The sequence below is a fragment of the Sphingomonas sp. SRS2 genome (assembly GCF_000971055.1).
Lineage (GTDB): Bacteria > Pseudomonadota > Alphaproteobacteria > Sphingomonadales > Sphingomonadaceae > Rhizorhabdus.
The window spans coordinates 1-17,629 of the sequence record NZ_LARW01000120.1; the positions used below are offsets into that span (position 1 = coordinate 1).

Here is a 17,629-nt window from a genome sequence, read left to right on the forward strand (position 1 = left end):
TTCTCCCCTCCCCTTCAGGGGAGGGGCCGGGGGTGGGGGCTATCCGCTGGGTCGGCCCAAGAGGTGAGCCCCCACTCCAACCCCTCCCCTGAAGGGGAGGGGCTTGTCTGCACAGGGGTTGAGATTCAATCGTGATCCAGACCATCGCCTTCTATCTGTTCGCCACGCTGGTGATCGCCTCCGCGGTGCTCACCATCCTGGCGCGCAATCCGGTCCACAGCGTGCTGTGGCTGATCCTCGCCTTCTTCAACGCGGCAGGCCTGATGGTCCTCGTCGGGGCCGAGTTCATCGCGATGCTGCTGGTCATCGTCTATGTCGGCGCGGTCGCGGTGCTGTTCCTGTTCGTGGTGATGATGCTCGACATCGATTTCGCCGAGCTGCGCGCTGGCTTTGCCCAATATCTGCCGTTCGGCGTGCTGCTGGTGATCGTGCTGGCCGCCGAGATGATCTTCGCGATCGGGGCATGGAGCGCCGGCGGGATCGACATGGCGACGCGTGTCGCGCCGACGCCCGAGGGCGTCTCGAACATCGAAGCGATCGGCACGCTGATCTACACGCGCTATCTCTATATCTTCGAAGGCGCGGGGCTCGTCCTGCTCGTCGCGCTGATCGGGGCGATCGTCCTCACCCACCGCACCCGTGGCGGCGTGAAGGCGCAGAACGTCTCCGCACAGAACCAGCGCCGCCCCGAGGACGCGACCCGCAACGTCAAACCGGCCGTCGGGCAGGGGGTTGAGCTATGATCGGGCTCCAGCATTATCTGGTCGTCTCGGCGATCCTGTTCGCGATGGGGGTGTTCGGCATCTTCCTGAACCGGAAGAACGTGATCATCATCCTGATGGCGATCGAGCTGATCCTGCTGTCGGTGAACATCAACCTCGTCGCCTTCTCGGCCTATCTCGGCGATCTGGTGGGACAGGTCTTCGCGATGTTCGTGCTGACCGTCGCGGCGGGCGAAGCGGCGATCGGTCTGGCGATCCTCGTCATCTATTTCCGCGGCCGTGGCACGATCGCGGTCGACGACATCAACCGGATGAAGGGGTGATGGTGTCCATCCTCCTCGTCGCCCCGGCGAAGGCCGGGGCCGCCACGAATATTAGCGCGCGCTCACCTCTGGCGGCCCCGGCCTCCGCCGGGGCGACGATTGGGGAAGCAGGGGCAATCCTCGCATGATCACGCTCATCGTTTTCCTGCCGCTGCTCGCGGCGATCGTCGCCGGACTCGGCAATCGCCTGATCGGCAACGTGCCGGCCAAGGTCATCACGACCGGCGCGCTGTTCGCGTCCTGCGCGATGAGCTGGCCGATCTTCATCGGTTTCATGAGCGGCGAGCTGACCGCGCATGTCCATCCGGTGCTGACCTTCATCCAGTCGGGCGATCTCTCGGTCGACTGGGCGCTGCGCGTCGATACGCTGACGGCGGTGATGCTGGTGGTGGTGACGAGCGTGTCGAGCCTCGTCCATCTCTACAGCTGGGGCTATATGGCCGAAGACCCCAGCCAGCCCCGCTTCTTCGCCTATCTGTCGCTGTTCACCTTCGCGATGCTGATGCTCGTGACGTCGGACAGCCTCGTCCAGATGTTCTTCGGCTGGGAAGGCGTCGGCCTCGCCTCCTATCTGCTGATCGGCTTCTGGTACCACAAGCCCAGCGCCAACGCCGCCGCGATTAAGGCTTTCGTGGTCAACCGCGTCGGCGATTTCGGCTTCTCGCTCGGCATCTTCGGCACCTTCCTGGTGTTCGGCACCGTCTCGATTCCCGAAATCCTCGCCGCCGCCCCGGCTTATGCCGATGCGTCGATCGGATTCCTCGGCGCGCGCGTCGACCTGATGACGCTGCTCTGCCTGCTGTTGTTCGTCGGCGCGATGGGCAAGTCGGCGCAGCTCGGCCTGCACACCTGGCTCCCCGATGCGATGGAAGGCCCGACCCCGGTGTCGGCGCTGATCCACGCCGCGACGATGGTGACGGCGGGCGTGTTCATGGTCTGCCGCCTGTCGCCGATGTTCGAGGTCAGCCAGACCGCGATGCATGTCGTCACCTTCGTCGGCGCGGCGACGGCGCTGTTCGCGGCGACGGTCGGCACGACCCAGACCGACATCAAGCGCGTCATCGCCTATTCGACCTGTTCGCAGCTCGGCTATATGTTCATGGCCGCCGGCGTCGGCGCTTATGGCGCGGCAATGTTCCACCTGTTCACCCACGCCTTCTTCAAGGCGCTGCTCTTCCTGGGTGCGGGATCGGTGATCCACGCGATGCACCATGAGCAGGATATGCGCTATTATGGCGGCCTGCGGAAACATATCCCGATCACCTATTGGGGGATGATGGCGGGCACGCTCGCGATCACCGGCGTCGGTGTTCTTGGCGTGGCCGGCTTCGCGGGCTTCTATTCGAAGGATGCCATCATCGAGGCGGCTTTCGCCAGCGGAACCAGCTCGGGCGGCATCGCCTTCGCGGTCGCGGTGTTCGCGGCGCTGCTGACAAGCTTCTATTCGTGGCGGCTCGTCTTCCTCACCTTCTTCGGCAAGCCCCGCTGGGCGGGCTCGGAGCATATCCAGCATGCGGTGCATGACGCACATGGTCATGATCATGACGCGCCCGCCGACGAGGATGCCGGCCACGATCCGCACGCGCATGATACGCACGGCCACGCTCATGGCCACGCGCTCGAAGGCGACGCCGGCTATCATCCGCACGAAAGCCCGCCGGCGATGCTGATCCCTCTGGTCATTCTGTCGATCGGGGCGATCTTCGCAGGCTATGTCTGGGCGCCCTATTTCATCGACTCGCACCATGGCGGCGCGTTCTGGGCCGGAAGCATCGCCTTCAACGAGCATCTGATGCACGCCATGCATGAAGTGCCGTTGTGGGTGAAGCTGTCGGCGACGGTGGTGATGATCACCGGGTTCGTGATCGCGGTCTGGGCTTATATCCTCGACACGACGGTACCCGCGCGCTTCACCGCGCAGTTCCGGGTGCTCTACGATTTCCTGCTCAACAAATGGTATTTCGATCAGCTCTATCACGTGCTGTTCGTCATACCGGCCTTCTGGCTCGGCCGCTTCTTCTGGAAGAAGGGCGACCAGGGCACGATCGACCGCTTCGGCCCGAACGGCATCGCCGCGCTGGTCGCCGGCAGCGGAGTCTGGGCGCGCAAGGCGCAGTCGGGCTATCTCTATACTTATGCGCTGGTGATGCTGCTCGGCCTCGCCGCCGCCGCGACCTGGGCGATGGTGGGCTGACATGATGGGCTTTCCGATCCTTACCCTGATGGTCGCGCTGCCGCTGCTGGCGGCGATGGCCTGTCTGTTCACCGGTGCGCGCGGCGCACGCTGGATCGCGCTGGTCGCGACCCTGCTCGATCTCGCGCTCGGTATCCTGCTGTGGACGAACTACGAAATCGGCGGCCCGCAATGGCAGTTCACCGAGCATGTCGACCTGTTCGGGCGTTTCGCCTGGGCCCTCGGCATCGACGGGATCGCGCTGCTGCTGATCGCGCTGTCGGTGTTCCTGATGCCGATCTGCATCGCCGCGTCATGGGAGGCGATCGAAAAGCGCGTCCCCGAATATATGGCCGCGTTCCTGCTGATGGAATCGCTGATGATCGGCGTGTTCGCGGCGCAGGATCTGTTCCTGTTCTACATCTTCTTCGAAGCCGGCCTGATCCCGATGTACCTGATCATCGGCATCTGGGGCGGCGCGGACCGGATCTACGCCAGCTATAAATTCTTCCTCTACACGCTGCTCGGATCGGTGCTGATGCTGATCGCGATGCTGTGGATGGCGAATGAGGCGGGAACCACCGATATCCCGACCCTGATGGCGTACGACTTCCCGGCCGATGCGCAGACCTGGCTGTTCCTCGCCTTCTTCGCCAGCTTCGCGGTGAAGATGCCGATGTGGCCGGTCCATACCTGGCTGCCCGACGCGCACGTCCAGGCGCCGACCGCGGGATCGGTGATCCTCGCGGGCGTGCTGCTCAAGATGGGCGGCTATGGCTTCATCCGCTTCTCGCTGCCGATGTTCCCGATCGCCTCCAGCGAGCTGATGTGGCTGGTGATGGGCCTGTCGATGGTCGCTGTCGTCGTCACCTCGCTGATCGCGCTGGTGCAGGAGGACATGAAGAAGCTGATCGCCTATTCGTCGGTCGCGCACATGGCCTTCGTCACGATCGGCCTGTTCGCCTTCAACCGGCAGGGGATCGAAGGCGCGCTGATGGTCATGCTCGGCCATGGCCTCGTCTCGGGTGCGCTGTTCCTGTGCGTCGGCGTGATCTACGACCGGCTGCACACGCGGGAGATCGGGCGCTATGGTGGACTGTCGAACAACATGCCCAAATATGCGCTGCTGTTCCTGCTTTTCACCATGGCTTCGGTCGGTCTGCCCGGCACCAGCAATTTCGTCGGCGAATTCCTCGCCCTGATCGGCGCGTATGAGATTTCGTCCTGGGTCGCCTTCGTCGCGACCACCGGCATCATCACCGGCGCGGCCTATATGCTCTATCTCTACGCACGGGTCTGCTACGGCGCGTCGCGCAATGCCGATGCGGCGGCGATGCCCGATCTGACCCCGCGCGAACTGGCGCTGCTCGTCCCGATCGCGGCCGGCGTGCTGTGGATGGGCGTCTATCCCGAAAGCTTCCTCGCACCGATGCGCAACGATGTCGGCGCGGTCCTAGCCCGGCTCGCGCCCGCCGCGCCGCAGAGCGACGCCAAGGTCGCGATCGGCCATCCCAAACCAGCCTCTTCAGCGCATGCGGAGGCGCACCACTGATGTCGATGACCGCCTCCCTCGCGCTCACCATGCCCGAGCTGATCCTGTCGATCGGCGCGATGGCGCTGCTGATGGTCGCCGCCTTTGGCGGTGACGGCCTCAGCCGCGCGATCGGCTGGGGTGCGGTCGCGCTGTTCGCCGCCGCCAGCTTCTCGCTGCTCGGCCCCGCCGGAAACGGCGGCCCGGGCTTCGATGGCCTCTATATCGCCGACAGCTTCGCGGCCTTCGCCAAGCTGCTCATCTATATCGCCGCGGCGGTATCGGTGATCATCGCGCCGGGCTTTTTCGCCCGCGCCGGCGCATTGCGCGCCGAATATCCGATCCTGATCCTGTTCTCTGCGGTCGGCATGGGGATGATGGTGTCGGCGTCCGACCTGCTGACCCTCTATGTCGGGCTCGAGCTTCAGTCGTTGTCGGCCTATGTGCTCGCCAGCTTCATGCGCCGCGACAACCGATCCGCCGAAGCGGGGCTCAAATATTTCGTCCTCGGAGCGCTTGCCTCGGGCATCCTGCTCTACGGCATCTCGCTGCTCTACGGCTTCACCGGCACGACGATGTTCGCCGGCATCTCGGACGCGCTCGGCAAAAGCCTCGCTTCGGGCGGCATCACCACCGGCCAGCTGTTCGGCATGGTCTTCGTCCTCGCCGGGCTCGCCTTCAAGATCTCGGCGGTGCCGTTCCATATGTGGACGCCCGACGTCTATGAGGGCGCGCCGACCCCGGTCACGGCCTTCTTCGCCTCGGCCCCGAAGGTCGCGGGCATGGCGCTGCTGATGCGCGTCACGGTCGATGCGATGGGATCGGGCACCGATGCCTGGCGGCAGATCGTGATCTTCTCGGCGCTCGCTTCCACCATTCTCGGCGGCGTCGCCGCGATCGGGCAGGTGAACATCAAGCGGCTGCTCGCCTATTCGTCGATCAACAATGTCGGCTTCGCGCTGTTCGGCCTCGCCGCCGGCACGCCGGAGGGCGTTGCGGGCACGCTGACCTATATGGCGGTCTATGTCGCTATGACGCTCGGCAGCTTCCTCTGCGTGCTGCAGATGCGCGACGCGAGCGGCGAGCCGGTCGAGACGATTGCCAGCCTGTCGGGTCTGTCGCGCAGCCGGCCCGGCCTTGCCGCCGCGCTCGCTATCTTCATGTTCAGCCTTGCCGGCATTCCGCCGCTGTTCGGCTTCTGGCCCAAATTCCTGGTGTTCGACGCGCTCGTCCGCAACGGCTTCTGGCCGCTGGCGATGATCGGCATCGCCACCTCGGTGATCGGAGCCTTCTATTATCTGAAGATCGTCAAGACGATGTATTTCGACGATCCCGCCCCCGAATATGCGCCCGCTGCGTCGAAGCTGGAAGGCGGGCTGATCACGCTGTCGGCGCTGGCGGTTTCGCCGCTTGGCTATCTGGCGATCCCGCTGCTCGACGCCACCAGCATGGCGGCGGCGCGGTCGCTCTTTTAGGTATATTCCGCCCCAGTACGGGGAGGGGAACCATGCGAAGCATGGTGGAGGGAGGCCGCGGCGAACGAACCGGTTCGATGCGGCCCGTGGAGGGCGACCCCCTCCACCAGCCAGCGGCTGGTCCCCCTCCCCGTGCCGGGGAGGAATGATTGATCCGCCACGTCGCCACCACCGCGTCGACCAATGACGACATGGCGGCGCTTGCCCGCGAGGGCGCGCCGGAGGGGACGTGGCTGCGCGCCGATGCCCAGGCGGGCGGCCGCGGGCGGCAGGGGCGGTCATGGGTGTCGCCGCCTGGCAATCTCTACGCATCGACGCTGGTGCGCCGGATGGCGGGCGATCCCGCCGCGCCGAGCCTCGCGCTGGTCGCGGCGGTCGCGCTCGACGCGCTGCTCCAGGGCTGGCTGAGCCCCGACCGGCTAATGATCAAATGGCCCAACGACCTTTTGGCCGACGGTGCGAAGATATCGGGGATATTGCTGGAGGGCGTCGACGACGCGGTGGTGGTCGGCATCGGGGTCAACCTCGCCCACCATCCCAAGGAGATCGATCGTCCCGCGACCAGTCTGGCGGCGCTCGGCCTGTCTGCGCCCGATCCGGGCGACTTCGCCGAGGAACTGGCGGCCAGCTTTGCGGCGTGGCTCGCGCGCTGGCGAGGCGAGGGCCTGGGCGTCGTGCTGGCGCGCTGGCAGGCGCGGGCGCATCCAAGGGGCACTGCGCTCAGCGCGCGCGCGGCGGATGGCGCGCTGGACGGACTGTACGAGGGCCTCGACGGTCATGGCGCTCTGCGCCTGAAAACGTCCGACGGGCAGGTCCATCTTGTGCACGCAGGCGATGTTTTCCTGCTATAGCGCGCGCGAACCAACGGGATTCGACCGACCATGCTGCTTGCGATCGACGCAGGGAATACCAATATCGTCTTCGCGCTGCTTGACGGCGGCGCGATCAAGGCGCGTTGGCGGATCGCGACCGACGCGCGCCGCACCGCCGATGAATATGCGGTCTGGCTGCATCAGCTCCTCCTGCTCGAAGGCTATGACCGCAAGGATGTCGACGCGGTGATCATCGCCACGGTGGTGCCGCGCGCGCTCCACAATCTGGAAGTGCTCGCATCGAAATATTTCGGAGTCGATGCGCTGGTGGCGGGGCGCGGGCCGGTCGAATGGGGGATCACCCTCGACGTCGACGAGCCGCAGAGCGTGGGCGCGGACCGCGCGGTCAATGTGATCGCGGCGCACAAGCTCTATCCCGGCGACCTGATCGTCATCGACTTCGGTACCGCGACGACCTTTGACGTGGTCGATTATTCGGGGGCGTATAAGGGTGGGATCATCGCGCCGGGGATCAACCTGTCGCTCGATGCGCTGGTCGCGGCTGCGGCCAAGCTGCCCCGCATCGCGATCGAGGCTCCGGAAAGCGGCAGCGTCGTCGGGCGGACCACGCAGGACCAGATGCTGATCGGCATCTATTTCGGCTATGTCGCGATGATCGAGGGTCTGGTCGCGCGGATGAAGGCCGAGGTCGGCCGCCCGATGAAGGTCGTTGCCACCGGCGGCCTCGCCACATTGTTCGAACGCCATAGCGGCGCGTTCGACGCCATCGAGCCCGATCTGACGATCCAGGGGCTCGGCATATTATACCGGCGCCACAAGGGCGCGAAATAACAGAAGAATTGGACAAATTTTTACGTGACAAAACCCGGCAACGAACTGCTCTTCCTGGCGCTTGGCGGCTCCGGCGAGATCGGGATGAACGTCAATCTCTACGGCACCCAGGGCAAATGGGTGATGGTCGATCTCGGCCTGACCTTTGCCGATCCCGGATATCCGGGCGTCGACCTGATCCTGCCCGACCTGTCCTTCATCGAGGAGCGCGCCGACGACCTGCTCGGCGTGGTGTTGACCCATGGTCATGAGGACCATATCGGCGCGATTCCCTATCTCGCCACCGATCTCGGCGTGCCGCTCTATGCGACGCCGTTCACCGCCGAGCTGATCCGCCTCAAGCTCGAGGAAGAGGGCATCGTCGACAAGGTGAAGCTCAACATCATCGAGAATGAGGGCAGCTTCCAGCTCGGCCCGTTCGGCTTCACCTATGTGCCGCTCGCCCATTCGATCCCCGAAGGCAACGCGCTGCTGATCGAGACGCCCTATGGCAACATCTTCCACACCGGCGACTGGAAGATCGACGCCGAGCCGCTGCTCGGCATTCCTTCCACCGCGGAGGAGCTGACCGCGATCGGCGACAAGGGCATCCTCGCGCTGGTTTGCGACTCGACCAACGTCTTCAACGAGGAGGCTTCGGGCTCCGAGGCCGATGTCCGCCGCGGGCTCGACGAGGTGATCGGCGCGTGCAAGGCGCGCGTGCTGGTGACGACCTTCGCGTCGAACGCGGCACGGCTCCAGACCCTGGGTGAGGTCGCGAAGGACACCGGACGCAAGCTGTGTGTCGCGGGCCGCTCGCTCGACCGGATCATCCGCGTCGCCAAGGCGAGCGGCTATCTGAAGGATTTCCCGCCGACGATCGACGTCGAGGAGGCGATGAAGCTGCCACGCCGCGAGGTGATGATTATCGCCACCGGCGGCCAGGGCGAGGCGCGCGCCGCGCTGTCGCGGATCGCCTTCGACAGCCATCCGATCAAGCTGTCGGCGGACGATACCGTCGTCTTCTCGTCGAAGCAGATCCCCGGCAACGAACTCGCGATCGGCCGTATCCAGAACGCGCTCGCGGCGAAGGGGGTCGAGATGATCACCGAGCGCCAGGCCGAGGTCCATGTCTCGGGTCATCCGGGCCGCCCCGACCTGAAGGCGATGTATGGCTGGATACGCCCCGACACGATCCTGCCGGTTCATGGCGAACTGCGCCACATGGCCGAGCAGGCGCGCTTCGCCAAGGGGCTGGGGGTGCCGCACGGCATCGTCCAGACCAACGGCACCGTCGTCCGTCTCGCCCCGGATGGCCCGCGCGCGATCGGTCAGGAGCGGGTCGGGCGGCTCGTTCTCGATGGCGACGTCATCCTGCCGGCGGACGGCACCACGATCAACGAACGCCGCCGCGCCGCCCAATATGGCGTGATCGGCGTGACCGTCGCCGTGGATGGCAAGGGCCAGCTCAGGGGCGAACCCGCGATCCTGCTTCAGGGCCTGCCAGTCGAAGAGGACAAGGAAGACTTTCTCGACGAGGCGCGCGATGCCGCCGCCAATGCGGTCGCCAAGGGCGGCAAGGACCAGACCAAGCTGCGCGAGTCGATCCGCCTCGCGGTGCGCCGCCGCGCCACTGCCTGGACCGGCAAGAAGCCGGTGGTCGAAGTCTCGATCATCCGGGTTTGAGCTAAACGCGTAAAGCCCCTCTCCATGAGGGATGGGCCGGGGTAGGGTCTCCAATCAGGCGTCCTGCACGAGGATGGGCCCCTACCGCTTCCCCCGGAAGGGGAGGGAGAAGGAAATGTCATGAAGTTTACCTCGATCCTCGCCATCTACCTGATCTTCTGGTGGGGCTGCCTGTTCCTGGTGCTGCCCTTCCGGCTACGCAGCAGCATGGAGCCCGAGGCGCACGTCCCCGGCCAGGCCGAGAGCGCGACTCCGCGTTTTTCGGTGGGCCGTACCGTGCTGTGGACGACGATCGTCTCCGCGGCGGCGTTCGGGCTCTATTATATCAACTATGTGAATGGCTGGGTGACGATCGAGGCATTCGACCTGACGCGGCTGCGCGGCTGAGTTCGTTTCACGCTGCCGGTTTTGCCGACGCGATATCGTCGGAAAGCCTTACACATCCTGGCATGAAGCCGCTGCCTGCGGACGGCACTGCACTGTAAAGCCCCGAAAAATAGGATCTGGTCCGATTCTTGCTGATAGCATGACGGTAAGAGTTGCTTATCAGATCGCGGATTAAGACGTCCGCGAAACGGTGTGTGGGGACACGGCGATGTTGAAGTTCAGGAATGGCCTCGTTCGCGTGGCGATCCTCGCCGCGGCGGCATGGTGTTCGACCGGTGCGTCGGCGGCCACGATCATCGGGACGCTGAACAGCTTCGGGGCGGGTGACACGATCACCCTCCATGCCGTGCGGCCTAACGGCACATCCTTCGCCACGCAGGTGCGCAACGGCATCTCGACCTTCACCCAGACGGGCGGCACCTCGCCGATCGATCTGGTCGGGCCGACCGCCAGCACCTACTTCGGCTTCTGCGTCGAGCCCTATGAGGATATCGCGCTGAACGCGAATTACAGCTTCACCGTCGATCCGGTGGCGCAGGCGGCAAAGAGCAGCATCGCCGGCGGAATCGGCGGGGCCAAGGCATTGCAGATCGCCCAGCTGTTCGGCAACTACGCCCCCAATCTCGCCGCCCCGATGACCGCTATCCAGGCTTCGGCGTTGCAGGTCGCGCTGTGGGAGATCGTCAGCGAGCTATCGACCAACCCGTTCGACGTCACGAGCGGCAACACCTATTTCAGCACCCCCGGCGGCGCCAACACCGTGCAGGTGATGAATCTGGCGCAGAGCTATCTGAGCTATGTGAGCACGGCCGGCTCCTCGGCGCCGCAGGCGCAGGGGCTGACGGCCCTCACGATCAACGGCAATCAGGATTTCATCGGCCAGGTCGTGAGCACCGCGCCCGAGCCGGCGAGCTGGCTGATGATGATCGTCGGTTTCGGGCTTATAGGCCATATGCTGCGGAGCCGCCGCGGCCGCCCGTCGGCGGACCGGCTGGCGCGGGCCTGATCCTTAAAGCCCGGAGTCCGGTCCCCCTATGCGGACGCCGTATCCGCGGCTCCTGCCTTTTCAGCTGTGCTGAAACAAAGGCTACGGTCGCGCCGCCTTCCGGGCTTTCGGCGCGAAGGTGTCGCCGAAGAAGTCCCCGGCATACCAGAGCGGCGGGGTATCGGCGTCAGCCATGGCGCGCATGATGCGGTAATTCGCCTCGGCGAAGCGCGCGCCTGATTTCCAGTCGATCTTCTGGTTCATGTCGTCGTCCGGATGGTGATAGGCGCCGCTCAGGAACTTGCCCCAATGCTTGTCGCCGCCATTGCCGAAGCCGGTGGCGAGGAACACCGCGGGGACGCCCTGCTTCACGAACATATAATGGTCCGAACGGACGAAGATGCTCTCCTGTGGCATCGGATCGGGCGACAGCGTGAGCCCCATCGGTTCGATCGCCTTCGCCACGATAGGGCCCAGGGTCGAATGGTCCGCACCGAAGGCGGTGACATCGGTGAAACGGTAGAGGAGCAGCGGCATGTCGAGATCGACATTGCCGACGATCGAGGCGATCGGGACCGAGGGGTGGCGCGCATAATAGTCCGCGCCGATCAGCCCCTTCTCTTCGCCGGTGGTGGCGATGAAGATCAGCGAGCGGCGCGGGCGCGACGCCGCCGTCGCGCTGGCGCGCGCGACCTCGAGCATCGTTGCGACCCCGGCGGCATTGTCCAGCGCGCCATTGTTGATCAGGTCAACCCCCGGCTTGTCGCCGGGCTTCGCCGCGACCAGGCCGATATGGTCGAGATGCGCCGACAGGACGACATATTCGTCCCTCAGTTTCGGATCGGAGCCCGGCAGGATCGCGACGACATTGGGGCTGGTGACGCGCTTGGTGACGCTCTCGTTCTGGATGCGGATGCGGGTCTTGAGGTTGAACCCCCTGGGCCGCCCGCCGTCGCTGTCGGCCACCGCGCGGATCGCGTCGAGCGTCTGCGGCGCACCTGCGAAGGCGGCGCGCGCGGCCGGATCGTTGAGCGATGCGGTGACGCGGATCTTCGGGGCCTCGTCGAACGCCTTGCCGTCCGCGCCGACCCACGCGAAGTCGGGCTCGTCGGCGAACTGGACCGAACGTTGCCATGGGCGCGTCTTGTTCGACAGCAGGGTGCCGATGGAGACCATCGCGATCGCGCCATGGGCCTGTGCCGCCTGCCGCTTGGTCGCGCCGAGATGCGCGGCCTCCTCGCTCGGCATCCCCTTGGGGAAACCGCGTAGCGCCACCACGACCTTCCCCTTCACGTCGAGCCCGGCATAGTCGTTGATGCCGAGCTTATTCTCGATGCCATAGCCGACGAAGACCATCGGCGCGGCGATATCGAGCGAGGGCTCGTTCGGGCTGAGGCCGACCAACACCTCGGTCGCGTGCTTCCAACTCGCCTCCGCGCCGCCCGGTCCGCTGATCGTCACGGTGCCCGGCGTTGCGCCCGGATTCGTCTGTTGCAGGGTGATGCGCTGAAAATAGCCGCCCTCGTCGCCGGCGGGCTTGAGGCCGAGTTCGGCGAAGCGGCTGGCGACATAGCGGGCGGTGATTTCATGCCCGACGCTTCCGGTGTCACGCCCTTCGAACAGGTCGTCGGCGAGGAAGCGGACGGTCGCTTCGACCCGCTCGGCGGTGAAGACGGGCGTGTCGGCGGACTGCGCGGCGATCGGTGACGCGACCAGAGCGAAGATGGCGATCGCGCCCGATGCGAATTTCATGGGGAAGGGCCTTTGGCGTGATGTGACTGGGCCGAAAATTACCAGCGGTTCGGGTGATGTCGAGTCTTAAGGCGGTGAGACAGTGAAGGTCACGTGGCCCGGTAGGAGGCCCCCGGTGCGACGCGTGGCGATCACCGCCGCAGCAGGAAAACCGCATGTTCGGCGCGCAGGTTCGCCGCCGCGTCACCGCACCGGCGGGTGCCGGTCAGGAACCAGGCCTGCTCCACGGTGATGCCCCGCTCCTTCACGAAGGCGCGGAAATCGTCGATCGTAAGCTGGTGGATATTCTGGGTCGCATACCAGCTGACCGGTAGCGCCGGGGTGACGGGCATGCGTCCGCCCCAGGCGAGGCTGAGCCGCACCCGCCAATAGGCGAAATTGGGGAAAGACACGAAGGCGTGGCGGCCGATCCGCATCAATTCGGTCAGCACCTGATCGGGCGCGCGCGCGGTCTGCAGCGTCTGGCTGAGGATCGCATAGTCGAAGGCGTTATCGGGATAGTTGACCAGATCGGTGTCGGCGTCGCCCTGCACCACCGAAAGGCCGCGGCCAACCGCGAGGCTGACATTGGCCGGATCGATCTCGATCCCGCGCGCGTCGCATTGTTTGGCGCGCAATACGTCCATCAACTCGCCGTCGCCGCAGCCGACATCGAGCACGCGCGATCCCGCGCCGATATGATCGGCGATGATCGCGAGATCGGGGCGAAGGCCGTTCATGCGTTTTCCCCCGCGCGCAGGAACCCGTCGACGACGCGGTTGAGGTCTGGCACGTCGAGCAGGAAGGCGTCATGGCCAAAGGGCGAGCTGAGTTCGACGAAGCTTACCGGCGCGCCCGCGGCGTTGAGCGCATGGACGATCGCGCGCGATTCGGCGGTTGGATAGAGCCAGTCGGTATCGAAGCTGACCAGGCAGAAGCGAGTCGCCTTGTCGAAAGCGTTGGCAAGCAGCCCGCCATGTTCCTCGGCGAGGTCGAAATAGTCCATCGCCCGGGTGATGTAGAGATAGCTGTTCGCATCGAAGCGGTCGACGAAGCTGATCCCCTGATGGCGCAGATAGGATTCGATCTGGAAATCGGCGTCGAAGCCGAAGCTTTTTGCGCCGTCCTGCTTGCCCGGCCGCGCCTGAAGCCGGCGGCCGAATTTCTCGGTCAGCCCGGCTTCGGACAGATAGGTGATGTGCGCCGCCATCCGCGCGACCGCGAGGCCGGCGGCGGGAGGATCGTTGTCGGCATAATAGTCGCCGCGATTCCATTTCGGATCGGCCATGATCGCCTGGCGGCCGACTTCGTGAAAGGCGATGTTCTGCGCCGAATGCCGCGCCGCCGTGGCGATCGCCACCGCCGATCGGACCCGGTCGGGATAGGTCGCCGCCCATTCGAGCACCTGCATGCCGCCCATCGATCCGCCAACGACCGCGCTCAACATCCCGACGCCGAGATGATCGAGCAGCATCGCCTGCGCGCGCACCATGTCGCGGATGGTGATGACCGGGAAGCGCATCGCGAAGGGCGCGTCCTTCTTCGGATCGATCGAGGCGGGGCCCGAACTGCCGAGGCAGCTTCCCAGCACATTGGCGCAGACGATGAAGTGACGCGCCGGATCGATCGGCCTGCCCGTGCCGACCATCCGCGTCCACCACCCCGGCTTGCCGGTGCGCGGGTGGACCGAGGCGACATGCTGATCACCGGTCAGCGCATGGCAGATCAGGATCGCGTTCGACCGGTCGGCGTTCAGCGCGCCATAGGTCTCATAGGCAATCTCGACCGGCGCGAGGCGCGCGCCTCCATCCAGCCGCAATGGGCCGGCCAATGTCACGGAACGGGCAAGGCCGAAGCGGCTGTCGTCGATCATGGGAGGAGGGGGAATAGGGCCTGTGCGCATAGGCTGCAATGCCCGTCGTCACAGGTTCCGATGGTCGGGGAGACAGGATTCGAACCTGCGACCCCCTGGTCCCAAACCAGGTGCGCTACCAGCCTGCGCCACTCCCCGACGCGGCGCCGCTATAGGCAGATGTTCGGGCAAGTACAAATGCTGGTTTTCGATTTCGCCAGATCTGCCCCGCTTTGCATCAGCGCAACACCTAATCGCCCGCCTCCCGCATGAGGGCCCGCCTCCTTAACGCCGCCCCAAAGCCGCACTGAGCATAGCCGGACCGGTGCGGCGCAGACGGCAGCGGCGAGAGCAGGGCGAAGAGAGGCGAATGAGGCGGACGCGGGTGGAAAGCATGGCGGGTGGTGCCGCGCAGGGACGATTTTCAGCAAGGCTTGGCGAACGCCGGCTTCGGGCTTAGCTGTGGTTGCGGAGGGTATGCGCCATGAAGCTCTACAGCTATTTCCGGTCGTCGGCGGCCTATCGAGTGCGGATCGCGCTCAATCTCAAGGGGCTCGCGGCTGAGCAGGAGGCGGTCCATCTGCTGCGCAAGGAGGCGCTGCCCGCCTATCGCGCCGAGCATAATCCCCAGGGGCTGATCCCCGCGCTCGACAGCGATGACGGCTTCTTCGTCCAGTCGATCGCGATAATGGAATATCTCGAGGAGCGTTATCCCGATCCGCCGCTATTGCCACAGGGCTTCGCGCCGCGCGTCTATGTCCGCGCGGCGGCGCAGCTGATCGCCTGCGACATCCATCCGCTCGCGAATCTGCGGGTGCTGCGCTATCTCAAGCGGGAGATGGGGCACGAGCAGGAGGCGATCGATGGCTGGTACCGCCATTGGGTCGAGGACGGTTTCACAAGGCTCGAAGCCTATCTCTCCGCCGAGGGACGTAGCGGCCGCTACATATATGGCGACAGCCCGACGATCGCCGATTGCTGCCTTGTCCCGCAGATGTTCAACGCGCGCCGCCTTAATTGCGACATCGCAGCTTTCCCGACCCTCGTCGCGATCGATGCGAACTGCGCCGCGCTGGACGCCTTCCAGCGCGCGCACCCATCGGTGCAGCCCGACGCGGAGTGAATCCGCGCGTGCTCAGAAGGTAAACTGGACGAAGACGCGCGGCGCCGAATCCGGCCCATCGCCGCGCAGCCGGGCAAGCCAGGCCAGGCCGATCTCGACCTCGAATTCCTCGCCATATTCATGTTCGAAGGTCAGGCTGGGCCCAGCATAATGCCGCCCCCTCGGCGCGGCCGCGGCATCGCCCGACAGGCGCGCGGCCTGGCCCGACGCCTCGACGCCAAGCCAGAGGCCGGCGAACATCGTCTGGACCGACGCCGAATAGGCGAGGCCGGTGCCGCGGTCGCCATCGTCGCGGCTATGGCGGAGGATGGCGTTGCCTTGCAGCCACCAGCGCGGCGTTTTCACTTCGCCGATCGCGCGGGCCTCCAGCCGCGTAAGATCGCCATGGCGGTTGATCGCAGCCGAGCCCATCAGGCCGAAGCCGAGGGGTTGCGTATCGGGGTCGGTAAAGCGCCAGAGCGCGAGCGCGGCGACACTCTCGAATTCGAGGCCATGGCGCGGCCCCTCGAATTCGACCTCGCCACCCAGCGCCAGCTGATCGGTCAGGCCGGTGAGAAGTTCGAACTCCTGCTCGCCGTCGCCGTCGAATGCGCCGAACCATTCGGCCTCCCATTCGCCGGCCTCGGGTTCGAGCTGGGCGATCGATTCGATACCGGCCTGAGCGGGGGCCGCTGCGAGCATGATCGCCCCCGCCAGCGTCAGAACGCGACCGCGCATAATATCTCCCCCCACGGTCGCCACCGGCATATCGGTCCGCCAATGCAGGTAAGCGATAATCCATGAGCAGCGCGATGAAATGGTCCAAGGACCACAGTCTTCCTGGACCAGGATACGCGACGCCGGCCCGATCCGGGCGCTCGACATGACAGAAGGATAGAAGCGAAAATGGTCGGGGAGAGAGGATTCGAACCTCCGGCCCCTGCCTCCCGAAGGCACATCTTGCGCCGTATTACGGCGCTTTTCGGCGTTAGCTTAGCCGAAATGCACGTGAACAAGCCCGGAACATAAGGTGAATAAAGCGGATTGACACCGGAGTTACACCGGAGCAAATTTTGCGCATGCCCAGCCGCGATTCTCTCGGACGGTTCGCCCGTCGCCCCGATCCGCCGGTGAAGCCGAAGCCGAAGACCTGGCATCGTGTCACGGTCCGGTTGCCGAGGCTGTTCAAGCCGCGCGGGCCGTGGCGGGAATCGCGCGGTGACGCCGAGCAGGACGCCGTCGCCGCCGGGCTGGGTCACTTCGACCGACGCGAGCAGAAAATCATTCTGCCTGTGCCGGCCGAGATCCAGACGACCGTATCGATGCACCGGCCGCCGGACTGACGGCCAGCCGAACGAAGGACGACGACATGACGACAGCAACCTTGGTGCGGCGGCACCAGGGCGTGCAGATGCGCGCCCGAGACTATTGTGATGGCGATACCGAGGAGCAGGTCCTGTTCCACGGCGAGCTGGTAGACGCGATCGCGGCGGCGCGCGCGTTGCCCCTCGCCGAGCGGCGCGACGTGACCCTGGAAACCGACGAGAACTTCTATGGCCCAGCCGATTTCGATCATCTGACTGTGCAAGGCCTGCCGCTCCGCACGCTGGAGATGGCGCACGGTAGCATGTGGATCCGCGTCACCGTCGCGGCGCTGGAGCAGCTGCGCGGCGATCTGTCCCGCATGGCCCCGCCGATGTCGATCATCACCGAGCGGCTGGACGAGGTGCAGGCCATCGTGCGGCGGAAGCAGACTGCCGGCGAGATCGCCGACGAGTCGGACGGCCGGCGGGTGATGACGATCGACGTCGCCGACCTCGCACCCTCGACATGATCGTCGACGAGCGCCTGCGCCCGGTCATTCGCGCGATCTATGAATATGTCGACGACACGAACTATGCCGTTGACTTTGTCCTCGCCGAGCGGCGCCGGACGCCAGCTTATCTGAACGCGGAGGCGGCGGCGAAGATCGTCGCCAGCGCGGTCATCACGGTCAGTCGTACCGCCATCAGGCTCTGA

The 17,629-nt window shown here is 65.5% G+C and carries 18 protein-coding genes and 1 tRNA gene; 14 read left to right on the forward strand and 5 right to left on the reverse strand.

All coding sequences use genetic code 11. The features are described from left to right. The first annotated feature begins 131 nt into the window (after positions 1-131). The 10 genes from WP12_RS19215 to WP12_RS25975 all read left to right on the forward strand — a co-directional run bounded on the left by WP12_RS19215 (position 132) and on the right by WP12_RS25975 (position 10,946). A complete protein-coding gene (locus WP12_RS19215; protein ID WP_046195303.1) occupies positions 132-743 on the forward strand; it encodes an NADH-quinone oxidoreductase subunit J in 612 nt (203 codons plus the stop codon). Continuing rightward, positions 740-1,045, forward strand: coding sequence for an NADH-quinone oxidoreductase subunit NuoK (gene nuoK / locus WP12_RS19220; RefSeq protein ID WP_046195304.1), 306 nt, complete (start codon positions 740-742; stop codon positions 1,043-1,045). The genes WP12_RS19215 and nuoK overlap by 4 nt, the downstream gene beginning before the upstream one ends. Positions 1,046-1,169: 124 nt before the next feature. After that, positions 1,170-3,239: an NADH-quinone oxidoreductase subunit L gene (gene nuoL, locus WP12_RS19225; RefSeq protein ID WP_046195305.1), complete on the forward strand. Its 2,070-nt coding sequence runs from the start codon at positions 1,170-1,172 to the stop codon at positions 3,237-3,239. A 1-nt stretch (position 3,240) separates the two neighbouring features. After that, the gene (locus WP12_RS19230) at positions 3,241-4,770 is read left to right on the forward strand and encodes an NADH-quinone oxidoreductase subunit M (protein ID WP_046195306.1); all 1,530 of its coding nucleotides are present in this window, start codon (positions 3,241-3,243) and stop codon (positions 4,768-4,770) included. Further along, entirely contained in the window at positions 4,770-6,224 is a 1,455-nt protein-coding gene (gene nuoN, locus WP12_RS19235) for an NADH-quinone oxidoreductase subunit NuoN (RefSeq protein WP_046195307.1), read from the forward strand. Before WP12_RS19230 ends, nuoN begins: the two co-directional genes overlap by 1 nt. Before the next feature lie 149 nt (positions 6,225-6,373). Beyond that, a complete protein-coding gene (locus tag WP12_RS19240) occupies positions 6,374-7,075 on the forward strand; it encodes a biotin--[acetyl-CoA-carboxylase] ligase (RefSeq protein ID WP_084691245.1) in 702 nt (233 codons plus the stop codon). Between the two features lie 30 nt (positions 7,076-7,105). Next, the gene (locus WP12_RS19245; RefSeq protein WP_046195308.1) at positions 7,106-7,888 is read left to right on the forward strand and encodes a type III pantothenate kinase; all 783 of its coding nucleotides are present in this window, start codon (positions 7,106-7,108) and stop codon (positions 7,886-7,888) included. Positions 7,889-7,972: 84 nt separating this feature from the next. Further along, positions 7,973-9,553, forward strand: coding sequence for a ribonuclease J (locus tag WP12_RS19250; RefSeq protein ID WP_046195343.1), 1,581 nt, complete (start codon positions 7,973-7,975; stop codon positions 9,551-9,553). A 120-nt stretch (positions 9,554-9,673) separates the two neighbouring features. Beyond that, complete coding sequence (locus WP12_RS19255) at positions 9,674-9,940, forward strand: DUF1467 family protein (protein ID WP_046195309.1); 267 nt, start codon at positions 9,674-9,676, stop codon at positions 9,938-9,940. 208 nt (positions 9,941-10,148) lie between these two features. Beyond that, a complete protein-coding gene (locus tag WP12_RS25975; RefSeq protein WP_046195310.1) occupies positions 10,149-10,946 on the forward strand; it encodes a PEPxxWA-CTERM sorting domain-containing protein in 798 nt (265 codons plus the stop codon). Between the two features lie 81 nt (positions 10,947-11,027). Here the strand turns inward: WP12_RS25975 and WP12_RS19265 are convergent, their stop codons facing one another. The 4 genes from WP12_RS19265 to WP12_RS19280 form a co-directional block, all read right to left on the reverse strand. Then, the gene (locus tag WP12_RS19265; RefSeq protein ID WP_046195311.1) at positions 11,028-12,677 is read right to left on the reverse strand and encodes a M28 family metallopeptidase; all 1,650 of its coding nucleotides are present in this window, start codon (positions 12,675-12,677) and stop codon (positions 11,028-11,030) included. 131 nt (positions 12,678-12,808) lie between these two features. Next, the gene (gene metW, locus WP12_RS19270) at positions 12,809-13,396 is read right to left on the reverse strand and encodes a methionine biosynthesis protein MetW (protein ID WP_046195312.1); all 588 of its coding nucleotides are present in this window, start codon (positions 13,394-13,396) and stop codon (positions 12,809-12,811) included. Beyond that, positions 13,393-14,529 (reverse strand): homoserine O-acetyltransferase MetX, encoded by a 1,137-nt coding sequence (metX, locus tag WP12_RS19275; protein WP_046195313.1) that lies wholly within the window; start codon positions 14,527-14,529, stop codon positions 13,393-13,395. The genes metW and metX overlap by 4 nt, the downstream gene beginning before the upstream one ends. Positions 14,530-14,590: 61 nt before the next feature. Next, positions 14,591-14,667, reverse strand: a tRNA-Pro gene (locus WP12_RS19280). Between the two features lie 325 nt (positions 14,668-14,992). On the opposite strand from WP12_RS19280, the gene maiA reads away from it, so the two are divergent. After that, positions 14,993-15,631 (forward strand): maleylacetoacetate isomerase, encoded by a 639-nt coding sequence (maiA, locus tag WP12_RS19285; protein ID WP_046195314.1) that lies wholly within the window; start codon positions 14,993-14,995, stop codon positions 15,629-15,631. A 12-nt stretch (positions 15,632-15,643) separates the two neighbouring features. Here the strand turns inward: maiA and WP12_RS19290 are convergent, their stop codons facing one another. Further along, on the reverse strand, positions 15,644-16,348 hold the full coding sequence (locus WP12_RS19290; protein ID WP_152664082.1) for a hypothetical protein: 705 nt from the start codon (positions 16,346-16,348) through the stop codon (positions 15,644-15,646). A 341-nt stretch (positions 16,349-16,689) separates the two neighbouring features. On the opposite strand from WP12_RS19290, the gene WP12_RS19295 reads away from it, so the two are divergent. The 3 genes from WP12_RS19295 to WP12_RS19305 are packed head-to-tail and all read left to right on the forward strand — an operon-like array spanning position 16,690 to position 17,629. Then, complete coding sequence (locus WP12_RS19295) at positions 16,690-16,953, forward strand: hypothetical protein (RefSeq protein WP_046195316.1); 264 nt, start codon at positions 16,690-16,692, stop codon at positions 16,951-16,953. A gap of 26 nt (positions 16,954-16,979) precedes the next feature. Further along, positions 16,980-17,444: a hypothetical protein gene (locus tag WP12_RS19300; RefSeq protein ID WP_152664083.1), complete on the forward strand. Its 465-nt coding sequence runs from the start codon at positions 16,980-16,982 to the stop codon at positions 17,442-17,444. Beyond that, on the forward strand, positions 17,441-17,629 hold the full coding sequence (locus tag WP12_RS19305; protein ID WP_046195318.1) for a hypothetical protein: 189 nt from the start codon (positions 17,441-17,443) through the stop codon (positions 17,627-17,629). Before WP12_RS19300 ends, WP12_RS19305 begins: the two co-directional genes overlap by 4 nt.

Coding starts and splice junctions, on each gene's coding strand:
- WP12_RS19265 (WP_046195311.1), bottom strand. CDS start 12,677: ATGAAATTCGCATCGGGCGCGATCGCCATCTTCGCTCTGGTCGCGTCA.
- nuoL (WP_046195305.1), top strand. CDS start 1,170: ATGATCACGCTCATCGTTTTCCTGCCGCTGCTCGCGGCGATCGTCGCC.
- nuoK (WP_046195304.1), top strand. CDS start 740: ATGATCGGGCTCCAGCATTATCTGGTCGTCTCGGCGATCCTGTTCGCG.
- WP12_RS19305 (WP_046195318.1), top strand. CDS start 17,441: ATGATCGTCGACGAGCGCCTGCGCCCGGTCATTCGCGCGATCTATGAA.
- WP12_RS19290 (WP_152664082.1), bottom strand. CDS start 16,348: ATGCGCGGTCGCGTTCTGACGCTGGCGGGGGCGATCATGCTCGCAGCG.
- WP12_RS19245 (WP_046195308.1), top strand. CDS start 7,106: ATGCTGCTTGCGATCGACGCAGGGAATACCAATATCGTCTTCGCGCTG.
- maiA (WP_046195314.1), top strand. CDS start 14,993: ATGAAGCTCTACAGCTATTTCCGGTCGTCGGCGGCCTATCGAGTGCGG.
- WP12_RS19250 (WP_046195343.1), top strand. CDS start 7,973: ATGAACGTCAATCTCTACGGCACCCAGGGCAAATGGGTGATGGTCGAT.
- WP12_RS19300 (WP_152664083.1), top strand. CDS start 16,980: ATGACGACAGCAACCTTGGTGCGGCGGCACCAGGGCGTGCAGATGCGC.
- metW (WP_046195312.1), bottom strand. CDS start 13,396: ATGAACGGCCTTCGCCCCGATCTCGCGATCATCGCCGATCATATCGGC.
- metX (WP_046195313.1), bottom strand. CDS start 14,529: ATGATCGACGACAGCCGCTTCGGCCTTGCCCGTTCCGTGACATTGGCC.
- WP12_RS25975 (WP_046195310.1), top strand. CDS start 10,149: ATGTTGAAGTTCAGGAATGGCCTCGTTCGCGTGGCGATCCTCGCCGCG.
- nuoN (WP_046195307.1), top strand. CDS start 4,770: ATGTCGATGACCGCCTCCCTCGCGCTCACCATGCCCGAGCTGATCCTG.
- WP12_RS19295 (WP_046195316.1), top strand. CDS start 16,690: ATGCCCAGCCGCGATTCTCTCGGACGGTTCGCCCGTCGCCCCGATCCG.
- WP12_RS19255 (WP_046195309.1), top strand. CDS start 9,674: ATGAAGTTTACCTCGATCCTCGCCATCTACCTGATCTTCTGGTGGGGC.
- WP12_RS19230 (WP_046195306.1), top strand. CDS start 3,241: ATGATGGGCTTTCCGATCCTTACCCTGATGGTCGCGCTGCCGCTGCTG.